23 protein-coding genes, 2 pseudogenes and 1 riboswitch are annotated in these 22337 nt (G+C 72.4%); of the genes and pseudogenes, 11 read left to right on the top strand and 14 right to left on the bottom strand.

Going from position 1 to position 22337, the window contains the following annotated elements:
• The first annotated feature begins 42 nt into the window (after positions 1 to 42).
• From AB0761_RS28595 to AB0761_RS28605, 3 genes are all read left to right on the top strand, one after another.
• Positions 43 to 567: a DUF5304 family protein gene (locus tag AB0761_RS28595; RefSeq protein WP_377272020.1), complete on the top strand. Its 525-nt coding sequence runs from the start codon at positions 43 to 45 to the stop codon at positions 565 to 567.
• A gap of 220 nt (positions 568 to 787) precedes the next feature.
• Complete coding sequence (locus tag AB0761_RS28600) at positions 788 to 1732, top strand: ROK family glucokinase (RefSeq protein ID WP_377274367.1); 945 nt, start codon at positions 788 to 790, stop codon at positions 1730 to 1732.
• Between the two features lie 176 nt (positions 1733 to 1908).
• Positions 1909 to 2697, top strand: a complete 789-nt coding sequence (locus tag AB0761_RS28605; RefSeq protein WP_377272021.1) for an endonuclease/exonuclease/phosphatase family protein — start codon at positions 1909 to 1911, stop codon at positions 2695 to 2697.
• A gap of 82 nt (positions 2698 to 2779) precedes the next feature.
• On the opposite strand, the gene AB0761_RS28610 is transcribed toward AB0761_RS28605, so the two are convergent.
• A complete protein-coding gene (locus tag AB0761_RS28610; protein ID WP_377272022.1) occupies positions 2780 to 3391 on the bottom strand; it encodes a hypothetical protein in 612 nt (203 codons plus the stop codon).
• 44 nt (positions 3392 to 3435) lie between these two features.
• Positions 3436 to 4202: pseudogene (locus AB0761_RS28615) on the bottom strand (alpha/beta hydrolase).
• Positions 4203 to 4374: 172 nt separating this feature from the next.
• Here AB0761_RS28615 and AB0761_RS28620 point away from each other — a divergent pair.
• The 5 genes from AB0761_RS28620 (at position 4375) to AB0761_RS28640 (ending at position 8917) form a co-directional block, all read left to right on the top strand.
• Entirely contained in the window at positions 4375 to 5220 is an 846-nt protein-coding gene (locus AB0761_RS28620; protein WP_377274369.1) for a lysophospholipid acyltransferase family protein, read from the top strand.
• A 71-nt stretch (positions 5221 to 5291) separates the two neighbouring features.
• Entirely contained in the window at positions 5292 to 6500 is a 1209-nt protein-coding gene (gene macS / locus AB0761_RS28625) for a MacS family sensor histidine kinase (protein ID WP_377274371.1), read from the top strand.
• On the top strand, positions 6497 to 7201 hold the full coding sequence (locus AB0761_RS28630) for a response regulator (protein WP_377272023.1): 705 nt from the start codon (positions 6497 to 6499) through the stop codon (positions 7199 to 7201). Before macS ends, AB0761_RS28630 begins: the two co-directional genes overlap by 4 nt.
• A gap of 109 nt (positions 7202 to 7310) precedes the next feature.
• Positions 7311 to 8336: a 6-phosphofructokinase gene (locus AB0761_RS28635; RefSeq protein WP_377272024.1), complete on the top strand. Its 1026-nt coding sequence runs from the start codon at positions 7311 to 7313 to the stop codon at positions 8334 to 8336.
• A 38-nt stretch (positions 8337 to 8374) separates the two neighbouring features.
• On the top strand, positions 8375 to 8917 hold the full coding sequence (locus AB0761_RS28640; protein WP_377272025.1) for an AAA family ATPase: 543 nt from the start codon (positions 8375 to 8377) through the stop codon (positions 8915 to 8917).
• Here AB0761_RS28640 and AB0761_RS28645 read toward each other — a convergent pair.
• Positions 8878 to 9990 carry a P1 family peptidase gene (locus AB0761_RS28645; protein ID WP_377272026.1) on the bottom strand — a complete coding sequence of 371 codons (1113 nt, stop codon included), beginning with the start codon at positions 9988 to 9990 and terminating at the stop codon, positions 8878 to 8880. The genes AB0761_RS28640 and AB0761_RS28645 overlap by 40 nt on opposite strands.
• Before the next feature lie 116 nt (positions 9991 to 10106).
• A complete protein-coding gene (locus AB0761_RS28650) occupies positions 10107 to 12011 on the bottom strand; it encodes an anthranilate synthase family protein (protein ID WP_377272027.1) in 1905 nt (634 codons plus the stop codon).
• Positions 12012 to 12278: 267 nt separating this feature from the next.
• Between AB0761_RS28650 and AB0761_RS28655 the strand changes: the two genes are divergently transcribed.
• Positions 12279 to 13598, top strand: coding sequence for a class II 3-deoxy-7-phosphoheptulonate synthase (locus AB0761_RS28655; protein ID WP_377274372.1), 1320 nt, complete (start codon positions 12279 to 12281; stop codon positions 13596 to 13598).
• A 104-nt stretch (positions 13599 to 13702) separates the two neighbouring features.
• Positions 13703 to 13921, top strand: a complete 219-nt coding sequence (locus AB0761_RS28660) for a bacterioferritin-associated ferredoxin (protein ID WP_377272028.1) — start codon at positions 13703 to 13705, stop codon at positions 13919 to 13921.
• Between the two features lie 78 nt (positions 13922 to 13999).
• Here AB0761_RS28660 and bfr read toward each other — a convergent pair whose 3' ends face one another.
• On the bottom strand, positions 14000 to 14479 hold the full coding sequence (gene bfr, locus AB0761_RS28665) for a bacterioferritin (RefSeq protein WP_377272029.1): 480 nt from the start codon (positions 14477 to 14479) through the stop codon (positions 14000 to 14002).
• Positions 14480 to 14579: 100 nt separating this feature from the next.
• Entirely contained in the window at positions 14580 to 14720 is a 141-nt protein-coding gene (locus AB0761_RS28670) for a hypothetical protein (RefSeq protein WP_377272030.1), read from the bottom strand.
• A gap of 9 nt (positions 14721 to 14729) precedes the next feature.
• On the opposite strand from AB0761_RS28670, the gene AB0761_RS28675 reads away from it, so the two are divergent.
• Positions 14730 to 15260, top strand: coding sequence for a molybdopterin-dependent oxidoreductase (locus AB0761_RS28675; protein ID WP_377272031.1), 531 nt, complete (start codon positions 14730 to 14732; stop codon positions 15258 to 15260).
• A 221-nt stretch (positions 15261 to 15481) separates the two neighbouring features.
• On the opposite strand, the gene AB0761_RS28680 is transcribed toward AB0761_RS28675, so the two are convergent.
• From AB0761_RS28680 to AB0761_RS28715, 8 genes and pseudogenes are all read right to left on the bottom strand, one after another.
• Entirely contained in the window at positions 15482 to 16258 is a 777-nt protein-coding gene (locus AB0761_RS28680) for a hypothetical protein (protein WP_377272032.1), read from the bottom strand.
• 41 nt (positions 16259 to 16299) lie between these two features.
• Positions 16300 to 17055: an SDR family NAD(P)-dependent oxidoreductase gene (locus AB0761_RS28685; RefSeq protein ID WP_377272033.1), complete on the bottom strand. Its 756-nt coding sequence runs from the start codon at positions 17053 to 17055 to the stop codon at positions 16300 to 16302.
• 123 nt (positions 17056 to 17178) lie between these two features.
• Positions 17179 to 17406 (bottom strand): annotated as a pseudogene (locus AB0761_RS28690) (acyl-CoA dehydrogenase family protein); the annotation flags it as partial.
• Between the two features lie 76 nt (positions 17407 to 17482).
• Positions 17483 to 19426, bottom strand: a complete 1944-nt coding sequence (gene pknB, locus AB0761_RS28695; protein WP_377272034.1) for a Stk1 family PASTA domain-containing Ser/Thr kinase — start codon at positions 19424 to 19426, stop codon at positions 17483 to 17485.
• Positions 19427 to 19530: 104 nt separating this feature from the next.
• Entirely contained in the window at positions 19531 to 20328 is a 798-nt protein-coding gene (locus tag AB0761_RS28700) for a thiazole synthase (RefSeq protein WP_377272035.1), read from the bottom strand.
• 3 nt (positions 20329 to 20331) lie between these two features.
• Positions 20332 to 20559 carry a sulfur carrier protein ThiS gene (gene thiS / locus AB0761_RS28705; protein ID WP_377272037.1) on the bottom strand — a complete coding sequence of 76 codons (228 nt, stop codon included), beginning with the start codon at positions 20557 to 20559 and terminating at the stop codon, positions 20332 to 20334.
• Complete coding sequence (gene thiO, locus AB0761_RS28710; RefSeq protein ID WP_377272038.1) at positions 20556 to 21719, bottom strand: glycine oxidase ThiO; 1164 nt, start codon at positions 21717 to 21719, stop codon at positions 20556 to 20558. The genes thiS and thiO overlap by 4 nt, the downstream gene beginning before the upstream one ends.
• Positions 21714 to 21826: riboswitch (TPP riboswitch) on the bottom strand. Its footprint overlaps the gene before it by 6 nt.
• Before the next feature lie 59 nt (positions 21827 to 21885).
• Positions 21886 to 22305: an SHOCT domain-containing protein gene (locus AB0761_RS28715; RefSeq protein ID WP_377272039.1), complete on the bottom strand. Its 420-nt coding sequence runs from the start codon at positions 22303 to 22305 to the stop codon at positions 21886 to 21888.
• Positions 22306 to 22337 lie beyond the last annotated feature (32 nt).

The raw sequence follows: 22337 nt of genomic DNA on the forward strand, positions 1-22337 counted from the left end.
CGTCGAAGGGCCAGTAGTGCACCGACCTGAGGAGCAGCCGCCATGAGCAGTGCCGACGACCGCCGAGAGGGCGAGGACGTCTGGGCGCAGGTGGTCGCCGAGGACGCCGCGGCGCAGGCCGCCGCGCAGCGCGAGGCGGCCGAGCCGGAGCAGCAGGCCGGGCCGGAGCAGGCCCGGGACGGGCACGGCGGGCAGGAGCAGGGCTACCAGAAGCAGGGCCGCCAGGCACAGGGGGAGAAGGAGAGCGGGGCCGACGAGGACCCCTTCGGCGGCGGCAGCGCCGCCGGGGACCCGTGGGGCTCGCAGCTCGGCCCGCTGGTCGAGGAGGTGCGGCGGTTCGCCTCCGCGGTGGGCGAGCGGATGCAGGAGGCGACCCGGGCGCTGGGCTCCGCCGACGGTCTGGACCGGTTCGCCGGGCCGGTCCGGGAGAAGCATCCGGAGGTCTACCGCCACCTCGCGGCGGCCGGCGGCGAGCTGCTCGCCGCCTATCGCGCGGCCGTCTCCGGCCACGAACGCCGCTGGTCCACGGAGAAGCCCTCCGACAGCGAGCACATCGATCTCGACTGACCTTCCGGCACCCCTGTCCAGGGGTGAAGTCGCAGGTCGCAGCCGGTCACCGAGCCGGTCCGGGCTATCACGGAGCGGGATGAATCGTACGACTTCTGAATGGTGCCGCCACGGTCGAGCAGGCGATGTCTTCGGTTAATGTACGGGGCGGTGTGTACCCAGCGCTCGCGGACGGGTACGGTACCGCCCAGCGGGGACCGAGTGAATGACTGAGGGACACATGGGACTCACCATCGGCGTCGACGTCGGCGGTACCAAGATTGCGGCAGGCGTGGTCGACGAGAGCGGCCGCATCCTCGCGCGTACGCGGGTGCCCACGCCGGCCGATCCGCAGTGGGCCGTCGATGCCATCGCGCACGCCGTACGCGAGTTGAAGGAGCAGTACCCCGACGTGGCCGGCGTCGGAGTGGGGGCGCCCGGCTACATCAACCGTGAGCGCTCCACCGTGATCATGGCGCCCAACATCGCCTGGGAGAACGAGCCGCTCAAGCAGCGCATCGAGGAGCTCACCGGCCTCGACACGGTGATCGAGAACGACGCCAACTGCGCCGCCTGGGCCGAGTTCCGGTTCGGTGCCGCGGCCGAGCACGACGACATGGTGCTGATCACCGTGGGCACCGGCATCGGCGGCGGCATCGTGCTGGAGGGCCGGCTGCACCGCGGTCGCTTCGGCGTGGCCGGCGAGATCGGCCACCTCAACATGATCCCGGACGGCCTGCCCTGCGGCTGCGGCGGCAAGGGCTGCTGGGAGCAGTACGCCTCCGGCCGCTCCCTGCGCCGTTACGGCCGGGAGAAGGCCGCCGCCGACCCGGTCGCCGGCAAGCGGATGCTGGACCTCAACGACGGAGTCGCCGAGACCATCCGCGGCATCCACATCACCGAGGCCGCGGAGGAGGGCGACCCGCTCGCCCTGGAGTGCTACGAGGAGGTCGCCGACTGGCTCGGTCGCGGCATGGCCGACCTCGCAGCCCTCTTCGACCCGGCGGTCTTCGTCCTCGGCGGCGGAGTCTCGGACGCCGGGCGGCTGCTGCTCGACCCGGTCGCCAAGGCCTTCGAGAAGTACCTCACCGGCGGCGTCCACCGCCCGCGGGCCGAGGTGGTCCTCGCCTCCATGGGTTCCGCGGCCGGCATCGTCGGCGCGGGCGACCTGGCCCGTACGGCCTGACTCGTACGGCCCGACTCGTACGGCCTGACTCGTACGATCCGACCCGTACGATCCGACCCGGACGGACGCTCGACCTTCCGGCGGGGCGGGAGCCCTCACCTCCTGTCCCGCCGTAGCGTGGAGCACGGCCGCGGCGCCGGGCCCCGGCGCACCGCACCGCCGTGAGGAGGCCGCCGATGGGCGAGGACCCCGCCGCTCCGCTCGCGCCGCCCCCGTGCCCCGAACTGCCGGCCTCCGGTCCCGAACCCGACGGCGCGGAGCGGATCCGTGTCCTCAGTTACAACATCCGCTCGCTGCGCGACGACCGGGCCGCCGTGGTCCGGGTGATCCGCGCCTGCGCCCCCGACCTGGTCTGCGTCCAGGAGGCGCCCCGCTTCTGGCGCCCCGCCCACCAGGCCGCCTGGCTCGCCCGCCGCACCGGCACCGTGGTGCTCTCCGGCGGCCGCAGCGCCGCCGGGCCGCTGCTGCTCGGCCGGCTCCGTGCCACCGTGGTACGCACCAACGACCTGCTGCTGCCCCGCACCCCCGGCCTCCACCAGCGCGGTTTCGCCACCGCCACGGTCCGCATCGGCCGGGCCGCGCCCTTCTCCGTCACCAGCTGCCATCTGAGCCTGGACCGCGAGGAGCGGTACCAGCAGGCGTCCCTGCTGCTCGACCACCTCGCCGGGCAGGGCGTGCCGTACGGCGTGGTGGGCGGCGACTTCAACGAGCGCCCCGACGGCCCGGCGTGGCGGCTGCTCGCGGGCAGGCTGCGCGACGGCTGGGCGGCGGCGCCGTGGGGCGGTGCGATGACCTCCGTGCCCGCCGACCCGCACCAGCGGATCGACGCGGTCTTCGCCACCCCGGGGGTGGAGGTCCTGGCGTGCGGTGTACCGGACCGGCTGCCCGGCCTTGCCCCGGCGGATCTGCCGGCGGCCACCGACCACCTCCCGGTGCTGGCGGTGCTGCGCATCCCCGCGACCTAGGACCTCGGTCCTCCCGCCGCCCCGGGCCGCGCTTCCATCGCCCCGGGCCGGGCCGCGCAGACCGGCCCGGGGCCGCGGGCGCTCAGACGACGGCGCCGCCGTGGGGGTCGTCGTCGTCCTCGTCGCGGTTCTTCATCCGGGCGACCAGGGTGACGAAGCCGCCGATGAAGGCGGTCACGCCCAGCACCGCGGGCCAGCCGCTGATCTCGCGCCAGGCCAGCGCGGAGAAGAAGAGCAGGACCGGGCCGCCGATGACGGCGATCCAGGCGAAAGTGCCGGTGGTGTCCGTGCGGGGGAGCGGCGGCGGCTCCGGCGGGACGAAGTGGTCGTCGTCCGGGTTCTCGGGGGAGTCCCAGTCCCGGGGGCCGGAGGCCGGGTGCACGTTGCCGGGCCGCGGGCGGGGCTGGGGGGTGAAGTCGTCCAGCCGGTTGAGGTCGCCCACGTCGCCGGGGCCGTTCCCGCGGGGCCTGCCAGGGGGCTCGCCGAGGTCCTCCGAGTCCGGCCAGGTACGGAGGTCCACCGGGGCGTCGAAGGACGCCACCAGCTCCTTGAAGATGGCGTCCTGCTCGGCCTGGCTGCCGGCCGGCGGCCGCGGCTCGGCCCGGCGCTCGGTTCCGTCCTCGGGCGTGCCGCCCTGCTGCGCGCCGTCCTCCGGCAGGTCCGCGCCCTCGCCCGTCTTGTCGCTCTCCTGCACCGGTGGTCCCCAAGCCCCTCGTGTCGGTAGCCCCGTCGGCCCGGTCAGACCGGGTCGGCCTTGGCGGCCGGTGCCAGACGGTGGATGAACTCGAGACTGCCGTCGAAGATCGCCTCGGCATCGTGGTCCAGCGTGGCCACATGGAAGGAGCGCTCGCAGAGTCGCTCCTCCACCTGAGTGGAGGATATGCGGCCGAGCAGCAGTCGTGCGTTGGCCGGGGAGACGATGTGGTCCCCGGGGCTGCGGAAGAGCAGCAGCGGCTGGGTGACCTGCGGCAGTTCCTGCTGCACGGTGCGCCACAGCCGGGCCAGCGACCAGGCGGCGTGCAGCGGTGTCCGGTCGTAGGCGACCTCCGCTCCGCCCTCACGGGCGATGTCGCCCGCGACCCCGGGGATGCTGGGGACCAGGTGCCGCAGCACCGGCAGCAGCGCGGTGGCCGGGCTGTCGGAGCGGACCGAGGGGTTGACCAGCACCAGTCCGGAGACGGCGGCGCCGTGCTGTGCGGCGAGGTGCAGGGCCAGCGCGCCGCCCATGGAGAGGCCGCAGACGAAGACCTGTTCGCAGTCGGCCGCCAGCGCCGCAGTTCGCGGTCCACCTCGGCGTACCAGTCCTCCCACCGGGTGACCTGCATCTCCTGCCAGCGAGTGCCGTGGCCTGGGAGCAGCGGCAGTGAGACGGTGAGACCGTCGGCCGCGAGGCGGTCGGCCCAGGGGCGCAGTGACTGCGGTGACCCGGTGAACCCGTGGCACAGCAGGACGCCCACTGGTCCGCCCTTGTGATGAAACGGTTCGGCACCGGGCAGCAGCGGCATAGCGGGCTCCTTCGCGCGGCGGGGCCCGCATCGTCCCACGAAGGCGCGGAACCGTACAGCGCCCGGGGGGACACCGCCGGACCGGGGGCTCCGGGGGAGAGACTTTGCCCGGATCGGCATTAAGGTTCTATCGGTCCGGGACTCAGGAGGTCAGGCGTTGTTCTACCGGTTCATGAAGATGATCGTCTCCCCAGTGCTGCGGATCTTCTTCCGCCCGTGGGTGGAGGGGCTGGAGAACATTCCCGACGAGGGTCCCGCCATCATCGCCAGCAACCATCTGTCCTTCTCGGACTCCTTCTTCCTCCCCGCGCTGATGAAGCGCCGGGTGACCTTCATCGCCAAGGCGGAGTACTTCACCACCCCTGGCCTCAAGGGGAAGCTCACCGCGGCCTTCTTCAAGGGCGTGGGCCAGCTGCCGGTGGACCGGTCCGGCAGCCGCGGCGCCGGTGAGGCCGCCATCCGCAGCGGTATCGCGGTGATCGAGCGGGGTGAGCTCTTCGGCGTCTACCCCGAGGGCACCCGCTCGCCCGACGGCAAGCTCTACCGCGGCAAGGTCGGCGGCCTGGCCCGGGTGGCGCTGGCCACCGGTGCCCCGGTGATCCCGGTGGCGATGATCGACACCGAGAAGGTGCAGCCGCCCGGCCAGGTGGTCCCCAACTTCGGCGTCCGCCCCGGCATCCGGGTCGGCAGGCCGCTGGACTTCTCCCGCTACCAGGGGATGGAGGGCGACCGCTTCATCCTGCGCTCGGTGACCGACGAGGTCATGTACGAGATCATGAAGCTCTCCGGCCAGGAGTACGTGGACATCTACGCCACCGCGGCCAAGCGCCGGATCGCCGAGGACAAGAAGAAGGCCGACGGGGAGCGCAAGGCGGCGCAGAAGGCCGAGCAGGCGGCGGCCAAGGCGCAGGACGCGGCAGCCGCGCCGGAGGCGGCCGAGGAGCCGGCCGAGGCGGCGGCGGCGGAGCAGCCGGTGCAGGAGACGGCGGAGCCCAGGGACGGTTCAGCGGCCGGCTGAGCGCCGGCAGGGGGGCGGGGAACGTGGTCGCAGCAGGCAGCCCGGTGCGGGGCACCGGGCCCGGCGGCGGCATGTCGGTGGAACTGCCGATGTGGCGGGCGATAGCGGTCTTCCGGATCGCGACCCTCGGCTACGCCCTGATCCGCTATCTCACCGGTTATCAGCACTACGCCCACCCGGTCGGGGGCTGGCTCTACATGGGTGTGCTCACCGTGTGGACCCTGGCGACCGCCCGGTCCTTCCTCTCGGCGGAACGCTGCCGCTGGCCGCTGCTGGCCGCCGACGCGGTGGTGGCCGTGACCGGCATCGTGCTCACCCGGGCCTTCGACGACCCGGCGCGGGTGCTGGCCGGGGAGGCCACCATGCCGACGGTGTGGGCGGCCGGGACGGTACTGGGGTTCGCCGCCAAGGGCGGCTGGCGGGCGGCAGCGGCGGCCTCCGCGGTGATCGGCGCCGCCGACGTGGTGGAGAGCGGCGCGGTCACCACCAGCAACGTCCACAACATCGTGCTGCTGCTGGTCGCCGGGTGCGCCATCGGCTGGGTGATCGAGCTGGCTCGCGCCAGTGAGAGCGTGCTGGCCCGGGCGCTTCAGTTGGAGGCGGCCAACCGCGAGCGGGAGCGGCTGGCGCGCGACATCCACGACGGGGTGCTCCAGGTGCTGGCCATGGTGCAGCGGCGCGGCGCCGAGCTGGGCGGGGAGGCCGCGGTGATCGGCAGGATGGCCGGGGAGCAGGAGGCCGCACTGCGGGCACTGGTCTCCGGGGGCCTGCCGCCCGACCGTCCGCTGCCCATCGGGGAGCTGCCGGCCGCGGCGGGGCCGGCCGGGGACGCCACGGCGCCGGGCGGGTTCCGAGGCGACGGCAGTGCGCCGCTCGATCTGCGGGCACTGGTGGGCGGCTGTGCGGGCCCCGGGGTGACGGTCTCCGCGCCCGGGACCCCGGTGCTGCTGGCGGGCGGGGCCGCGGCCGAGGTCGCGGCCGCTGTCGGTGCGGCCCTGGACAATGTCCGCAGGCATGCGGGAGAGGGCGCCCACGCCTGGATCCTGCTGGAGGACGAGCCGGACGAGGTGATCGTGAGCATCCGCGACGACGGACCGGGATTCCCGCCGGAGCGGCTGAGGGACGCGGAGCGCGAGGGCCGGCTGGGTGTCGCCCTGTCCATCCGCGGCCGGCTGCGGGATCTCGGCGGCAGTGCCGACGTCAGCTCCGTGCCCGGCCAGGGCGTGGAGGTCGAGCTGAGGATTCCGCGCCCGCGCGGCGGGAAGGACGGGTGGACATGACGGCAGCCGGGGCGGATGCGAGCGGGCGCGGACCGGACGCCCCGCCGATCCGGGTCATGGTGGTGGACGACCACCCGATGTGGCGCGACGCGGTGGCCCGGGATCTGGCCGACGCCGGATTCGACGTGGTGGCCACGGCGGGGGACGGCCGTGAGGCGGTGCGCCGTGCCCGCGCCGCCGCCCCGCAGGTGCTGGTTCTGGACCTCAACCTGCCCGGACTGCCCGGTGTGGAGGTCTGCCGGGAGGTGGTCTCCCACGATCCCGCGATGCGGGTGCTGGTGCTGTCCGCCAGCGGGGAGCACGCCGATGTGCTCCAGGCGGTGAAGTCCGGGGCCACCGGCTATCTGGTGAAGTCGGCCGCCCGGGAGGAGTTGCTGGACGCGGTACGCCGCACCGCGGCCGGCGACCCGGTCTTCACCCCGGGTCTGGCCGGGCTGGTGCTGGGGGAGTTCCGCCGGCTGGCCGCCGAGCCCCTTCCGGCCGATGCCCGCACCCCTGCGCCCCCGCAGCTCACCGCCCGGGAGACCGAGGTGCTGCGGCTGGTGGCCAAGGGGCTGTCGTACCGCCAGATCGCCGAGCGGCTGGTGCTGTCGCACCGCACCGTGCAGAACCATGTGCAGAACACCCTGGGCAAGCTCCAGCTGCACAACCGGGTGGAGCTGGTGCGGTACGCCATAGAGCAGGGCCTGGACGAGAGCTGACGGCACGTCAGTTCTGGACACCGCCTGCCCTCTGCCGCTGTGGGGTGATCCGGGTCACACTCGTCTCTGCGGGTTCCTGTGCCACCTACACGGTCGGAGGGGAAGAACCATGCGGATCGGAGTGCTCACCGGCGGGGGCGACTGCCCCGGGCTCAACGCGGTCATCCGCGGCATCGTGCGCAAGGGCGTGCAGACTCACGACTACGAGTTCATCGGCTTCCGCGACGGCTGGCGCGGGCCGCTGGAGAACCAGACCATGCAGCTGGACGTCCCCGCGGTGCGGGGCATCCTGCCGCGCGGCGGCACCATCCTGGGCTCCTCGCGCACCAACCCGCTGAAGGTCGACGGCGGGGTGCGGCGGGTCAAGGAGAACCTGGCCAAGCACGAGGTGGACGCGCTGATCGCGATCGGCGGCGAGGACACCCTGGGTGTGGCGGCCGCGCTCAGCAGGGAGGGCGTCCGGGTCGTCGGCGTGCCCAAGACCATCGACAACGACCTGGACGGCACCGACTACACCTTCGGCTTCGACACCGCTGTCAACATCTGCACCGAGGCGATCGACCGACTGCACACCACCGCCGAGTCGCACCGGCGGGTGCTGGTGGTGGAGGTGATGGGGCGCCATGCGGGATGGATCGCGCTGCACTCCGGGATAGCCGGGGGAGCCAATGTGATCCTGATCCCGGAGCACCCCTTCGACCTGGACCGGGTGTGCGGGTGGGTGGAGAACCGCTTCAAGATCAACTACGCCCCGATCGTGGTGGTTGCGGAGGGCGCCTCCCCCGCGGTGGGCACGATGGTCACCAAGGACGACTCCCTGGACGCCTTCGGCCATGTCCGGCTGTCCGGTGTCGGCGAGTGGCTGTCCGGCGAGATCCAGGCCCGTACGGGCAAGGAGGCCCGTACCACGGTGCTCGGCCACATCCAGCGCGGCGGGACGCCGACCGCCTTCGACCGCTGGCTGGCCACCCGCTTCGGACTGCACGCCGTCGACGCGGTGCGCGACGGTGACTTCGGCACCATGGTGGCGCTGCGCGGAACCGACATCGTCCGCGCCCCGCTGTCCGACGCCACCGCCCGGATCAAGACCGTGGACCCGTCTCTCTACGCGGAGTTCGACGTCTTCTTCGGCTGAGGCCCCGGTCTGCGGGCGGCGGCTGTGCATGATGGAGCATGCTCATCGTCATGTGCGGTCTGCCCGCAACCGGAAAGACGACACTGAGTCGTGCCCTGGCCCGCCGGACCGGCGCCGTCCACCTGCGGATCGACACGGTGGAGCAGGCGATCGTCCGGTCGGGCCTGGCCCGGCACCCCGTCGGGCCGGCCGGCTACGCGGTCGGCTACGCCCTGGCCGAGGAGCATCTGCGGCAGGGTCTCTGGGTGGTCGCCGAGTCCGTCAACCCGCTGGCCGTCACCCGCGACGCCTGGCGGGACACCGGGCTGCGGGCCGGGGCGGTGGTCGCCGAGGTCGAGGTGGTCTGCTCGGACGAGGTGGAGCACCGGCGCAGGGTGGCCTCCAGGAGCGTGGACATCCCCGGTCTGCCGCTGCCCGACTGGGAGGCGGTCCGCAGCCGGGACTACCAGCCGTGGCACCGCGACCGGATCGTGCTGGACACCGCGGGACGGGGGGTCAGCGACTGCCTGGCCGAGCTGCTGTTCGCGCTGGACCTGGACGTTCACGACCAGGCGGCTCGGGCGTCGAAGGCCTCCGGGTAGAGCTCGCGGTACGCCGGGAGGTGGCCCCAGGGGGTGGTGACCGACTCGGCGCTGAGGACGGCGTGCACCACGGCGCGGGCGAAGACGTCGGCTGCCGCGGCTATGAGCCCGTTCACCTCCTGGTCGGAGGCTGCGACGGCGCTGCGGGTGCCGGTCGCCAGGGCGAAGACCGTGTCGCCGTCGAAGAGGGTGTGGCAGGGGCGTACGGCCCGGGCCATGCCGTCATGGGCGGCGCCCGCCAGTTTGCGGGCCCGGGAGCGGTTCAGGCAGGCATCGGTGGCGATCACGCCCAGGGTGGTGTTCAGGGTGCTGCCCGAGGCGGACAGGTCGCGTTCGGCCGAGAGTTCGGCGAGACGCAGCCGGGCGCGTTCGGCCGCCGCCGGGCCGGGGACGCGCAAAGGGAACTCGGGCCTGCCGTCGGGGAGGCGCAGACCGTCGCCGAAGGCATAGGGCAGCCCGGTGGCCGGGTCGACGGTGGAGCCCAGCGCGTTCACCGCGACCAGGGCGGCCACCGTGGTGCCGTCCGCGAGCCGCACGCTGGCCGTACCGACACCGCCCTTCATCCCCGCCGTCATCGCTCCGGTGCCCGCACCCACCGAGCCCTGCGGCACCGGCCCGGCCTGCTCCGAGGCGGCCGCGGCCATGACGGCGGCGCGGCCGGTCGACGCATCGGGGCGGGCCCGGAAGTCGCCGCCCCGGCGGAGGTCGAAGAGCGCCGCGGTGGGGACGACCGGCACCACATGCGTCGTTTCCGACCCCATGGGATGGCCGCGCCCCGCCTCCTCCAACCAGGCCGCCACCCCGTCGGCGGCGGCCAAGCCGTACGCGCTGCCGCCGGTGAGGACCACGGCGTCGACGCGCTGCACCAGATTGCCGGGTTCCAGGGCGTCGGTCTCGCGGGTGCCGGGACCCGAGCCGCGGACGTCCACCGCGGCCACCGCACCACCGGGCGGGACCAGGACGACCGTGGTGCCGCTCAGCGAGCGGTCGCCGGGGAGGCGGGCATGGCCGACGCGGACCCCGGGGACGTCGGTGATGGCGTTCCGCGGCCCGGGGGTGTCTGTGGCTGCCATGGTTCCGAGCGTTGCAGGCCGGGCGGATCGGGGCCAGGGTGCAGCCGCAGTTGTCTGCTGGGGCCGCCTCCACCCGGGCCTGGCACCGCGACGCGGCGCCCGGCCCAGGTGCGGCACTACAGCCGGGCGCTGCGGACGGCGGCCGGGAGGAGGTCGGCCACGATGGAGTGGCCGTCGCGGGTGAGGACGGACTCGGGGTGGAACTGCACGCCGGCGAAGCCGGGGCCGCGCAGGGCGTGGACGTCGTGGGTGAGGGGGTCCCGGGAGAGCTGGATTCCCCGGGCGGCGAGGCGGGCGGCATCGGCGTCGTCGGCGCGCGCGGTGAAGGTGTTGTAGAAGCCGACGGTCTGCCGTACGCCGAAGAGGTCGATCTCCTCCTGGGCGCCCTGGTACGGGGTGTGCTTGCGGTGCAGCGGCAGGCCCAGCTCGGCGGCGAGGAGCTGGAGGCTGAGGCAGACCGCGAGCAGGCCCGACCGGTGGTTGGCGAGGGCGCCGGAGACGACCTGGCGCATCAGCCGCATCTTGGGGTCGGCCGCATCCCTGGGGTCACCGGGGCCGGGGCCGAGGACCAGCGGGCCGTCATGTGCTGCGACGGCCTCGCGCAGCCCGGGTGCGTCATAGCGACGGACGGTGACCCGGTGGCCGAGCGAGCGCAGCAGATGCGCCAGCATCGAGGTGAAGGTGTCCTCGCAGTCGACCACCAGGGTGTGGGCGCCGGTCGGCGGTGCGGGCTGCTGCATACGGAGCCAGAACGGCGCCAGGCCGGCGCGGCGGGCGTCCAGGGCGGACTGGACGCGGTGGTCGTCGGCGAGCTGGCGGGTGGCGGCGGGCCCGGCCGGCCGGGCCGCGGCGCGGGCGCCGATGGCGGTGAGCACCCCGGCGGCCTTGGCGTGGGTTTCGGCGACCTCGGATCCGGGGTCGGAGTGGCGCACCAGGGTGGCGCCGACCCGTACGGTCAGACGCCCGGACGGGTCGATGTCGGCGGTGCGGATGCAGATGGGGGAGTCCAGCGTCTGCCCGCCGGTGGAGGTGCGGCCGATCAGGGCGAGCGCGCCGGAGTAGTAGCCGCGGCCGGTGGACTCGTAGCGGGAGATCACCCGGGTGGCGTTCTCCACGGGGCTGCCGGTGACGGTGGCGGCGAACATGGTCTCGCGCAGCACCTCGCGGACGTCCAGGCTGGTGCGGCCGCGCAGCTCGTACTCGGTGTGGGCGAGGTGGGCCATCTCCTTCAGCCGGGGGCCGAGGACCTGGCCGCCGAGGTCGCCGACGGTGCACATCATCTTGAGTTCCTCGTCGACCACCATGGTGAGCTCCTCCAGCTCCTTGGGGTCGTGCAGGAAGTCCAGCAGCGAGGTGAGGGTGGGGCCGCCGGCGGGGTAGCGGTAGGTGCCGGAGATGGGGTTCATCACCACGGTGCCGCCGGTCTGGCGGACATGGACCTCGGGGCTGGCGCCGACCAGGGTCCGCTCCCCGGTGTGCACCAGGAAGGTCCAGTAGGCGCCGCGCTCCTGCTCCAGCAGGCGGCGGAAGAGGGTCAGTGCCATGCCGGGGCCGAAGTCGCGCAGCGTGCCGGTGAAGTCGCGGCGGATCACGAAGTTGGCGCCCTCGCCACGGCCGATCTCGTCCTCGATCACCCGGCGGACGATGTCGGCGTAGGCGGCGTCGTCGATGTCGAAGGCGCCGTCGTCGAGCCGGACGGGGTGCCGGGGAAGAGCGGCGAGCAGGTCCCCGAGCGGAACGGTGTGCTGCTCGGTGATGCGCAGGGCCTGGAGGGGGGTGCCGTCGTCGTGGGCCCGGAAGCCCCGTTCCCGGATCTGCCGGTAGGGGATGAGGGCGAGCAGGTCGTGGACCGGGGTGCGGGAGGCGGGTGCGCCCTCGGGCAGCGGGAGGTCGGCGAGGCTCTCATGGGTGCCCATCTCGCCGAACAGCACCTCGACGGTGTCCGGCGTCAGGCGGGGGGTGCGGCGGTGGAGCAGGGCGAAGGCCGGGGCCTCGGCGAGGCGGGCCAGGAGGTCGGTCATGGGGGTCCTTCCGCGGGAGTGTGGGCTCCGCTGTCCGGGAAGGTCGCCTCGATACGCCGACGGCCGCCCCGGGGGGCGGCCGTCGTGTCGTCAGGGACGCGCGATCAATGGGCCGCCACGGGGACGGTCCACCACCAGGAGCGGGTGTACGGCGCGTTCATGCCGCTGACTCTAGCGGAATCTGTCCGCCGCGTGTCTCAGTCTGCGGGCATCGGGAAGGGTTCGCGAGTGGCAGGCCGTAGCCTTGGGTGCGTGACCGTGAATGATCTGCACACCTGGCAGTCCCTTCCCGCGGCGCAGCAGCCTGAATGGCCGGACCCCGAGGCGCTGCGCAAGGCTCTTGCGGACCTCGCCTCCTATCCCCCGCTGGTGTTCGCCGGCGAGTGCGACCAGCTGCGCACCCGGCTGGCCGCGGTGGCGCGTGGTGAGGCCTTCCTGCTCCAGGGAGGCGACTGCGCCGAGGCCTTCGACGGCGTTTCGGCCGAGCACATCCGCAACAAGCTGAAGACGCTGCTCCAGATGGCGGTGGTCCTCACCTATGCGGCTTCGGTGCCGGTGGTGAAGGTGGGACGGATCGCCGGGCAGTACTCCAAGCCGCGGTCCAAGCCCACCGAGACCAGGGACGGCGTGACGCTGCCGGTCTACCGGGGCGACTCGGTGAACGGCTTCGAGTTCACCCCCGAGTCCCGGATCCCGGACCCGGAGCGGTTGAAGCGGATGTACAACGCCTCCGCGGCCACGCTCAACCTGGTGCGCGCCTTCACCACGGGTGGATACGCCGACCTTCGGCAGGTGCACGCCTGGAACCAGGACTTCGTGCGGAACTCCCCGGCCGGGCAGCGGTACGAGTCGCTGGCCAAGGAGATCGACAACGCACTGGCCTTCATGCACGCCTGCGGGGTCGACCCGGAGGAGTTCAAGACGGTGGAGTTCTTCTCCTCGCACGAGGCGCTGGTGCTCGACTACGAGACTGCCATGACCAGGACCGACTCGCGTACCGGTGAGCTGTACGACGTCTCCGGCCACATGGTGTGGATCGGTGAGCGGACCCGGCAGCTGGACCATGCGCATGTGGAGTTCGCCTCCCGGATCCGCAACCCCATCGGGGTGAAGCTGGGCCCGACCACCACGCCGGAGGAGGCCCTCACCCTGATCGACCGGCTGGACCCGGAGCGGGAGCCCGGCCGGCTCACCTTCATCACCCGGATGGGCGCGGGGAAGGTCCGCGACCGGCTGCCCGCCCTGGTCGAGAAGGTCACCGCGTCCGGTGCGCAGGTGGTCTGGATCTGCGACCCGATGCACGGCAACACCTTCGAGGCGGAGACCGGCCACAAGACCCGGCGCTTCGACGATGTGCTGGACGAGGTCAAGGGCTTCTTCGAGGTGCACCGGGGGCTGGGCACCCACCCGGGCGGCATCCATGTGGAGCTGACCGGCGACGACGTCACCGAGTGTGTCGGCGGCGGCGACGAGGTCATGGTGGACGACCTGCACCAGCGCTATGAGACGGCGTGCGACCCGCGGCTCAACCGCAGCCAGTCGCTGGATCTGGCGTTCCTGGTCGCGGAGATGTACCGCGGCGTCTGAGTGTGACGAAAGCCCCCTCGGAGACTCTCCGAGGGGGCTTTTCGCATCCCGTGACTAAGGTTAGGCTTAGTGCAGTAAGGCAAGCCTTGGCTCAGGAGGACCGGGTGTACGTTTGCAGTTGTCATGCGGTCACCGAGCAGCGGGTCCGTGAGGAGATCCAGGGGGGCGCCTCCACGCCCAGGGCGATTGCCAAGGGCTGCGGGGCCGGAACCGACTGCGGGTCCTGCGTCCGCCGGATACAGGCGCTGCTGGGGCACCACGGTGCACGGCCGTGCCCCACTGCGCGGCTTGCCGCCAAGCTGGGGCTGCCGGACGCGGCCTAGTGCCGGGTCGGCACTAGTGCCGACCCCGCCAACGTTTGCCCTCCCCCAGCCTGGCGGCCGGGAGGTGCGGGGTCGGCCCTAGCTCTCCGGCTGCTCGATCTGCTGGGCGAGGTAGAGCGCCTCGCCGAGGGTGTCCAGCAGTTCGAGCTGGGTGTCCAGATAGTCGATGTGGTGCTCCTCGTCCTCGAGGATCGACTCGAAGATGTTGGCCGAGGTGATGTCGCCCTTGGCGCGCATGACCACAATGCCCCGGCGGAGCCGGTCGATGGCCTCCACCTCGACCTGGCGGTCCGCCTCGAACATCTCCCGGACCGACTGGCCCACCCTGACGTGGAAGAGCCGTTGGTAGTTGGGCAGGCCGTCCAGGAAGATGATCCGGTCGGTGAGGATCTCGGCGTGCTTCATCTCGTCGAAGGACTCGTGCCGGGTGTACTTGGCGAGCTTGGTCCAGCCGTGGTTCTCCTGCAGCTTGGCGTGCAGGAAGTACTGGTTGATCGCGGTGAGCTCACCGGTCAGCTGCTCGTTGAGGAACTCGATGACCTCGGGGTCGCCCTGCATGAGTGCACGCTCCTGTTGATGGATGTGGCCGGTGGGGGAATCGTGGCACCGGGTGGGGCGGAAGTTCCAGTAAGTGCGCACTTGAGGCGCTTGGTGTGTTTCAGGGGTGGCCGTCGGTGGTTCGTCGGCGCTCTGAGACCATGGAGTCATGGAACGACAGCAGCAGCCCGCCCGGCAGGGGGAAGCCGATCCGCGGCTGCCGCCGGGGCAGCGGCTGCAGCGCGGGTGGCCGGTTCTGCACTATGGCCCTGTGCCCAGGTTCAAGCCGCTGACCTGGGAGTTCCAGGTCTTCGGCGCCACCGCCTCGGGGGAGAAGCACAGCTGGGACCATGAGGCGTTCTCGGTGCTGCCGAGAACCACGGTGCGGGGGGATCTGCACTGCGTCACCCGGTTCTCGATGCTGGGCAACGAATGGGGCGGGGTCGCCACCCGTACGGTGCTGGAGCTCGCTCCGCCGGCACCGGATGTCACCCATGTGATGGTGTGGGCCGAGTACGGTTTCAGCTCCAATCTTCGACTGGCCGACTTTGCCGACGAGCGATCGCTTTTCGCCACCCACCGGAACGGGGAGCCGCTGACCGTGGAGCACGGATTCCCGGTCCGCCTGGTGGTACCGCATCTGTATGCCTGGAAGGGGCCCAAGTGGGTGCGGGCCGTGGAGTACATGCGGGCCGACCGCCGAGGCTTCTGGGAGGAGCGCGGCTACCACAACATCGGTGACCCCTGGCAGGAACAGCGCTACTCCTACCAGGAACGGCCGGGCGACGGCCCGGAGATGTGAACGGCGGGCCCGCTGAGCAGCGTTGACTCTACGGAACGTCAGCCCCTGGCCTGACCCTGTCACAGGGGGCGGCATCTGCCACGAGCGGAGAGATCGACATGGGGAATCGACGTCCACTGGTGGTCGGCAGCGGTTGGCAGCCATTCCGCGAATATGCTTTGGCGGCGATGAGCGCCCGGGCGGAAATAATTCTGGCCGCCAATTCCGAGTTGAGTTGAAGGTCAGCGGACGCGGCCCACGAGCAGGAAGGCGTCCAGCGGCCCCAGCTGGCCGCGGAAGAGCTTGTCCAGCTCGGCGTCGCCGGTGGTGGGCAGCTCCCCGTAGAGCGCGTCCAGCGCGTCATAGGCACCGCGGACGGTCAGCGCGGGGGCGTCCAGGATGCCCTCCTGCCCCAGCCACCTGGCCAGGTGGCGGGCCGCCTCCACCACGTCGCCGGGAGCGGCGGCGGACGGCTGCGGATGGAGCGCCTCGGGGGCCGGCAGCAGTCCGCGCATCAACCGGTAGAAGATCGGGCTCTCGGTGCGGGCGGTGAGATAGACCGGGCTGCCCGCCGGGCACGCCGCCACCGCGGCCCCGGTGACCCGGTCCCGCATCAACCGCCGCATCACACCGCCGGACTGACGGGTGGGGACCATTCCGGTGGAGTCCAGGTAGACCAGGGTGAAGCCGTCGTACGGCAGGACGTGGAAGCCCGTCCAGCCGACCATCCGGCCGTCCTCGCCGGCGATCAGGACGAACTCGGCAAGGCGCTCCAGATAGCCTTCCTTGCTGCGCTGCGCCCAGTACGGCGTCATGTCGGCGCCGAAGCTGCTGGTGGTCACCGGGATGAGCGCCGCGTACACCCGCTCCTGGGCCGAGAGGTTCAGTACGGCCCCGGGCCGGACGATGACGGTGGCGGTGAGGCCGGCACCGAGGTCCAGGGTCTCGCAGCCCGCGGCGGCGGAGCCGAGGATGTCCGCCACCGCCGGGAGGGCAGGCTGTTGCTGGGTGGTTGTCATGGTGGGGGGTTGTCCTCTCTGGCCCCGCTGCTCTGTTCCGTTCACTGGTCCTGGCCGCCGAAGACGACGCCGTGCGACGAGGCGGTGCCGCCCGCCAGCTCGCCGCCGTCCACGATCAGCTGCTGGCCCGTGATGAACCGGGCCTGCGGCGACGCCAGGAAGTGGAATGCCTCGGCGATCTCGGCGGGGTCCGCGTGCCGGCCGGCCGGGATCCGCGCATTGACCTCCGCCAGCATCTCGTCGGTGTACTCGGCGCGCTGCATCGGCGTCATCACATAGCCGGGGCTGACACAGGCGGTGCGCACATGCGGTGAGAGCTCCAGCGCCAGGGTGCGTGCCAGGGCGAGCACGGCGGCCTTGGAGGCGTTGTAGTCCGCGTAGTACGGGTATCCGGCGGTGCCGTTGGTGGAGGCCGTGGCGAGCAGCACTCCGCTGCGGGCCGCGACCATGTGCCGGGCGGCGGCCTGCCAGAGGGCGATGACCCCCATGAGGTTGATGTCCAGCAGTGCGCGGACGTCCTTCTCGGTCATCTCCAGGAACGTCCTGCGCAGGCTGATCCCGGCGTTGGCGATCGCCACGTCGACGGTGCCGTAGGTCTCGGCCACCCTGTCGACGGCGGCGGCCACCGCTGCCCAGTCGGTGACATCGACCTCGACCCACTCCCCCGCGCAGCCGTCCCCGGCCGGGGGACGCAGGTCGAAGTTGACGACCTGGTCCCCGGCCGAGGCGAACCGCTGCGCGGTGGCCAGGCCGATCCCTGAGGAGGCGCCGGTGACCACTACGGTGCGCTTGTGCATGAATCCTTACCCAAAGGTGTGGTCGAGATCGGTGGGGATCAGCTGGAAGAGCTCGGTGAGCTCGTCCCGGAAGGAGACGCCCACCGCCAGGGCGGTTCTCAGTGCGTCGAGGTGGGTGGGATCGTCCTCCGCGAGCACCGCGTGGTACTTGTAGCTGGACAGCCCGGCACCGCCGAACTCCTCCGGTGCCTCGATGCCGAAGACCCCGAGCTCGCCCAGGCGCAGGAAGAACTCCCGCGGCGGGTGGCCGACCCGCTCCCACTCCGGGTGGGCGGGGACGACCTCCTTGGCCATGAAGCTGCGGACGGTACCCCGGAACACCTCGTGGTCCTCGGTGAAGACAGTACGGCGCGCAGCTGTGCCCTCCGTCCGGGAGTCGACCCGCCGTCAGTCAACATACCCGGCGGAAACCGCCCGGGCGGCCGCTTCAGAGCAGCACGATGGTGATCGTGGAGCCCTTGGGCTTCTGGTCGCCGCCGCTAGGGGACTGGTTGTGCACCGTGGGGTTGCCGAACGGGTTCAGCCGTACCGCGCGCACCTGGAAGCCGGCCTGCTGGAGGATCGCGGTGGCCTCCTCCTCGGAGTGGCCGCGGACGTCCGGCACCGGGAAGAGCTGGGGGCCCTTGGAGACCGTCAGCGTCACGGTGGCGCCGGGACCGGCCCGGTCGTCGGGGCTCTGCGAGGCGACGGAACCGGGCTCCACCGTGTCCGAGAACACCTGGTCGGGGCTGATCTGCACGGCGAAGCCCTGGTCGGTCAGGTCCTGCTGGGCGTCGTCCACCGGCTCGCCGACCACCTGCGGTACCGGCAGTGGCGCCGGGCCCTTGCTGACCACCAGCGACACCGGTGTCTCCCGGGCCAGGCGGGCGCCCACCGCGGGGCTGGCGCCGATCACCGAGCCCTGCGGAATGGCGTCGCTGAAGTCCGCGGTGGTGGTGCCGGGAGCCAGTCCTGCGTCGGTGAGCAGCTTGCGTGCGGCCTCCAGCGACTTGCCGACCACCGCCGGCACCGCGATCCGCTCCGGCCCCCTGGAGAGCACCACGGTGACCGGGTCGTCCTTGCGGGCGCGGGAGCCCGGTCCGGGGTCGCTCTCGATCACCTGGCCCTGCGGCACCGTCTCGGAGAAGGACTCGGTGAAGTCGGCGGTCAGCCCCGCCGAGTCCAGCCGGGCCGCCGCCGCCTGCCGGGTGAGGCCCAGCACACTCGGGGTGGTGGTGTACAGCGCCCCCGACAGCAGCCAGGTCGCCAGTCCCACCGCCACCACCAGCGCGGTCAGCGCCGCCACGGTGACCAGCCCCCGCCGCGACCGCCGCGGCGCGGGCTCGGTGAACACGGCGGGCTCGTCGTACGGCCGGCTCTGCGGCATCACCAGGTCGGTGGGCAGCTCCAGCACACTGGTGTGCTCGGGTGCCTCCCCGGCGGGGACGGCCGGCAGCATGGTGGTGGCCTCGCTGGTGGAGTACTGCGGGGTGGAGCGGGTGGAGGCGGGCGGCTCGGCGTCCAGCTGCGTGGGGGCCAGCGAGCGGCGCAGCCGCTGCAGGGCGGCCAGCAGCTCCACGGCGTCGTAGGGACGGCGGCCGGGGTCGCGGGCGGTGGCGCCGGACACGATGGCGTCCAGCTCGCGGGGCAGGCCGGGGACGGCCAGCGACGGCGGCGGCACGTCCTCGTTGAGATGCCGGTAGAGGACCTGGGTGGGGGAGTCCCCGGAGTGCGGCTTGCGGCCGGTCAGCATCTCGTAGAGCACGATGCCGCAGGCGTAGACGTCCGAACGGGGGTCGGCGGGGCGCTGCTGGATCTGCTCGGGTGAGAGATAGGAGACGCTGCCGATGACCGTGCGCATCGGGGTCGAGCCGGTGGAGGCGGTGTCCGCGGAGACGGTGCGGACCAGGCCGAAGTCGGCGACCTTCACCAGGCCGCCCTCGGTGATCAGGACGTTCTCGGGCTTGACGTCGCGGTGCACCAGGCCGGCCCGGTGGGCGGCGCCCAGCGCAGCCAGCACCGGCTCAAGGATGTCCAGGGCGGCCCGGATGGAGAGCGCGCCCCGGTCGCGCAGGACGTCCCGCAGTGTGCAGCCGGGCACGTACTCCATCGCGAGGAAGACGCAGGAGCCGTCGGCACCCTGGTCGAAGACATTGACCACATTGGGGTGCGCCAGCCGGGCGACGGCCTTGGCCTCGCGGATGAAACGGCTGGTGAACTCGGAGTCCGCGGCCAGTGCCGGATGCATCACCTTCAGGGCCAGCACGCGGTCCAGCCGGGTGTCCGTACCCCGGTAGACGGTGGCCATGCCGCCCACCGCGAGACGCTGCTCGACCCGGTAGCGGCCGTCGAGCAGCGCTCCGATGAGCGGGTCGTGCAACGTCGTGTCCACGAGGGGAGTCTAAAGGCGACCGCCGCCGCAGGGGCCCGGAGCGGACAGCCGGAACCCCCTCGCGGGTGACCTGTGACGGTTCCGTTTCAGAAGGCGGTTCCGTTTCAGAAGGCGGGCATCTCCCGGTGGTCCAGTTCCGCACGTCCCTCCAGCGGTGAGGAGGCCTCGGCGTGGAACCGGCGCGGGATGCGCCCCGCGCGCCGGGCCATCCGCCCCGCCTCCACCGCCCGGCGCATCGCGTCGGCCATCAGCGCCGGGTCCTGGGCGCGGGTGACGGCCGAGGCCAGCATCACCGCGTCGCAGCCTAGCTCCATGGCGAAGGCGGCGTCCGACGCGGTGCCCGCGCCCGCGTCCAGGATCACCGGCACCCCGGCGTTCTCCACGATCAGCTGGAAGTTGTGCGGATTGCGGATGCCCAGACCGGAGCCGATCGGCGATCCCAGCGGCATCACCGCGGCGCAGCCCGCGTCCTCCAGCTTCCGGGCCAGCACCGGGTCGTCATTGGTGTACGGCAGCACGGTGAAGCCGTCGTCGACCAGGATCTCGGCGGCGTCCAGCAGCTCCACCGGGTCCGGCAGCAGGGTGCGCTCATCGGCGACCACCTCCAGCTTCACCCAGTCGGTGCCCAGCGCCTCGCGCGCCAGCCGCGCCGTGAGCACCGCCTCACCGGCGGTGAAGCAGCCCGCGGTGTTGGGCAGCACCCGGATGGAGTTGCGCGCCAGCACCTCCAGCACCGAGCCCTTCACGGTGGGATCCACCCGGCGCATCGCCACCGTGGTCAGCTCGGTGCCGGAGAGCTTCAGCGCCTGCTCCAGCACCTCCAGGCTGGGGGCACCGCCGGTGCCCATGATCAGCCGGGAGCCGAAGGGGGTACCGGCGATGGTGAGGATGTCGTCGGCCATGGTTCAGCCTCCCTGGACCGCGGTGAGGATCTCGATCCGGTCGTCCGCCGCCAGCGCGGTGGCCCCCCATGCGCTGCGCGGTACCACCGCCTCGTTGACGGCTGCGGCCACCCCGCTGGGGGCGGTGCTCAGCGCGGCCACCACATCGGCGAGGGTCGCCCCGCCGGGGACGCTGCGGGGCTCGCCGTTCACGGAGAGGTCGATCTGCGCGGGGTGGTGTGCGGTGGTCATCGCAGGGCCTCCTGAGCGGCGGAGCGGGTGAAACGGGTGGGAAGGAAGGGCACGCCGAGCTCCGGCAGCCGCCCGGCCGCCAGGTACTCGGCGACCAGGTCCCCGGTGACGGGGGCCAGCAGTACCCCGTTGCGGAAGTGGCCGGTGGCGGCGACCAGTCCGTCCAGGCCGGTGGGACCCAGCAGCGGGGCGTTGTCCGGCGAGCCCGGACGCAGCCCGGCGGAGGTCTCCACCAGCGGCAGCTCGGTGATGCCGGGGATCAGCTCATGGGCGTCGCGCAGCAGCTCGTAGACGCCGCCGGCGGTCACGGTGGTGTCATGGCCGAGCTCCTCCATGGTGGCCCCCACCACGAGCTCGCCGTCCGCACGCGGCACCAGGTAGATGTGGCAGCCGCGGACCACCGCGCGGATGTTGCGGGAGAGGAACGGTGCGTAGACCGGGGGTATGCGCAGCCGCAGCACCTGGCCCTTCACCGGACGCACCGGTGGCAGCACCCCCTCGGGCAGCCCCGGCAGCAGATGGCTGTGGCTGCCGGCCGCCACCACCACCTGGTCGGCGGTCAGCTGCCGGCCGTCCTCGGCCACCGCACCGGTCGCCCGGTCCTGCTCCACGGTGAGCCGCCCGGCGCGGGCCCGGACCAGCTCCACGCCGGCCCGGCGGCATGCCTCCAGCAGAGCCGCGCCGACCCTGCGCCCGTCGACCTGGTGGTCGTCCTCCACCTGGAGACCGCCGCGCACCGACGGTGCCAGCATGGGCTCCAGCCGGCGGGCCTCACGGCCGGTGAGCCAGCGGGAGGTCAGCCCGAGCCGCTGGTGGAAGGCGTACAGCTCCTGGAGCTCCGTCCGGTCGTCGGAGTCCAGCGCCACCGCCAGGGTGCCGCAGGCCCGATAGCCGGTGGGCAGGCCGGAGGCCTGCTCCAGCTCCGCCGCGAAGTCCGCATAACGGGCGTTGGAGGCCATGCCCAGACGCAGCAGCGGCTCCTCGCCGTACTGCAGCTCGGTCACCGGGGCGAGCATCCCGGCGGCCACCTGTGCGGCCCCGTGCCCCGGGTCGGGGTCAAGCACGGCGACGCTGAGCCCGCGCTGCGCCGTACGCCAGGCGACGGCCAGCCCGATGATGCCGCCGCCGACGACCAGGACGTCGGTATGGGTGCGTAGCAAGGCTGCGACTCTCCCTTCGCCGGCATGACCCGGATCAGGTTCGGACGGTCGGAGGCCGCCGCAGCCTCCCTCTCAGCCCGGTGCGCCAGGCTCCCGTGTGTACGCCCACAGCCTATCTCCGCCCGACGGCCGCCCCCAGGGCCGGTCCCCGGGTGCGGCCGCCGGCTCAGCCGAGGATCTTCGCCTTGGCCCGCTCGTACTCCTCGGCGGACAGGTCGCCGCGGGCCTTCAGCTCCGACAGCTTGTGCAGCTGGTCGGCGCTGCTCGGGGCAGCCGCCGTCTCCCTGATGTACGAGTCGACGGCCTTCTGCTGCTCCTTCATCGCGTGCTGTTCCCGGCTGCTCATCCCCCTGCCGCGGACGATCAGGTAGACCAGCACCCCCAGGTAGGGCAGCACGATCACCACGATGATCCAGGCGGCCTTGGCCCAGCCGCTGAGGGAGTCGTCCCGGAAGAGGTCGGTGATCACCCGGAACAGCAGGAAGAACCAGAGCACCCAGACGAAGAGCCACAGCATCGTCAGGAAGAGCCCCAGCAGGGGGTAGTTCCCGTCCACTGCCAGTTGGGTCGGAGAGTAGTTGTCCATGATCCGAGTGGAACCCCTGCGATGACCGCCCG

It is taken from the genome of Peterkaempfera podocarpi (assembly GCF_042466665.1).
In the GTDB taxonomy this organism is placed as follows: domain Bacteria; phylum Actinomycetota; class Actinomycetes; order Streptomycetales; family Streptomycetaceae; genus Peterkaempfera; species Peterkaempfera podocarpi.

Bases quoted from the DNA above. Each gene is read 5' to 3' on its own strand.
- AB0761_RS28595 (WP_377272020.1), top strand. From the start codon at position 43: ATGAGCAGTGCCGACGACCGCCGAGAGGGCGAGGACGTCTGGGCGCAG.
- AB0761_RS28600 (WP_377274367.1), top strand. From the start codon at position 788: ATGGGACTCACCATCGGCGTCGACGTCGGCGGTACCAAGATTGCGGCA.
- AB0761_RS28605 (WP_377272021.1), top strand. From the start codon at position 1,909: ATGGGCGAGGACCCCGCCGCTCCGCTCGCGCCGCCCCCGTGCCCCGAA.
- AB0761_RS28620 (WP_377274369.1), top strand. From the start codon at position 4,375: ATGAAGATGATCGTCTCCCCAGTGCTGCGGATCTTCTTCCGCCCGTGG.
- macS (WP_377274371.1), top strand. From the start codon at position 5,292: ATGTCGGTGGAACTGCCGATGTGGCGGGCGATAGCGGTCTTCCGGATC.
- AB0761_RS28630 (WP_377272023.1), top strand. From the start codon at position 6,497: ATGACGGCAGCCGGGGCGGATGCGAGCGGGCGCGGACCGGACGCCCCG.
- AB0761_RS28635 (WP_377272024.1), top strand. From the start codon at position 7,311: ATGCGGATCGGAGTGCTCACCGGCGGGGGCGACTGCCCCGGGCTCAAC.
- AB0761_RS28640 (WP_377272025.1), top strand. From the start codon at position 8,375: ATGCTCATCGTCATGTGCGGTCTGCCCGCAACCGGAAAGACGACACTG.
- AB0761_RS28645 (WP_377272026.1), bottom strand. From the start codon at position 9,990: ATGGCAGCCACAGACACCCCCGGGCCGCGGAACGCCATCACCGACGTC.
- AB0761_RS28650 (WP_377272027.1), bottom strand. From the start codon at position 12,011: ATGACCGACCTCCTGGCCCGCCTCGCCGAGGCCCCGGCCTTCGCCCTG.
- bfr (WP_377272029.1), bottom strand. From the start codon at position 14,479: ATGCAGGGCGACCCCGAGGTCATCGAGTTCCTCAACGAGCAGCTGACC.
- AB0761_RS28680 (WP_377272032.1), bottom strand. From the start codon at position 16,258: ATGACAACCACCCAGCAACAGCCTGCCCTCCCGGCGGTGGCGGACATC.
- AB0761_RS28685 (WP_377272033.1), bottom strand. From the start codon at position 17,055: ATGCACAAGCGCACCGTAGTGGTCACCGGCGCCTCCTCAGGGATCGGC.
- AB0761_RS28700 (WP_377272035.1), bottom strand. From the start codon at position 20,328: ATGGCCGACGACATCCTCACCATCGCCGGTACCCCCTTCGGCTCCCGG.
- thiS (WP_377272037.1), bottom strand. From the start codon at position 20,559: ATGACCACCGCACACCACCCCGCGCAGATCGACCTCTCCGTGAACGGC.
- AB0761_RS28715 (WP_377272039.1), bottom strand. From the start codon at position 22,305: ATGGACAACTACTCTCCGACCCAACTGGCAGTGGACGGGAACTACCCC.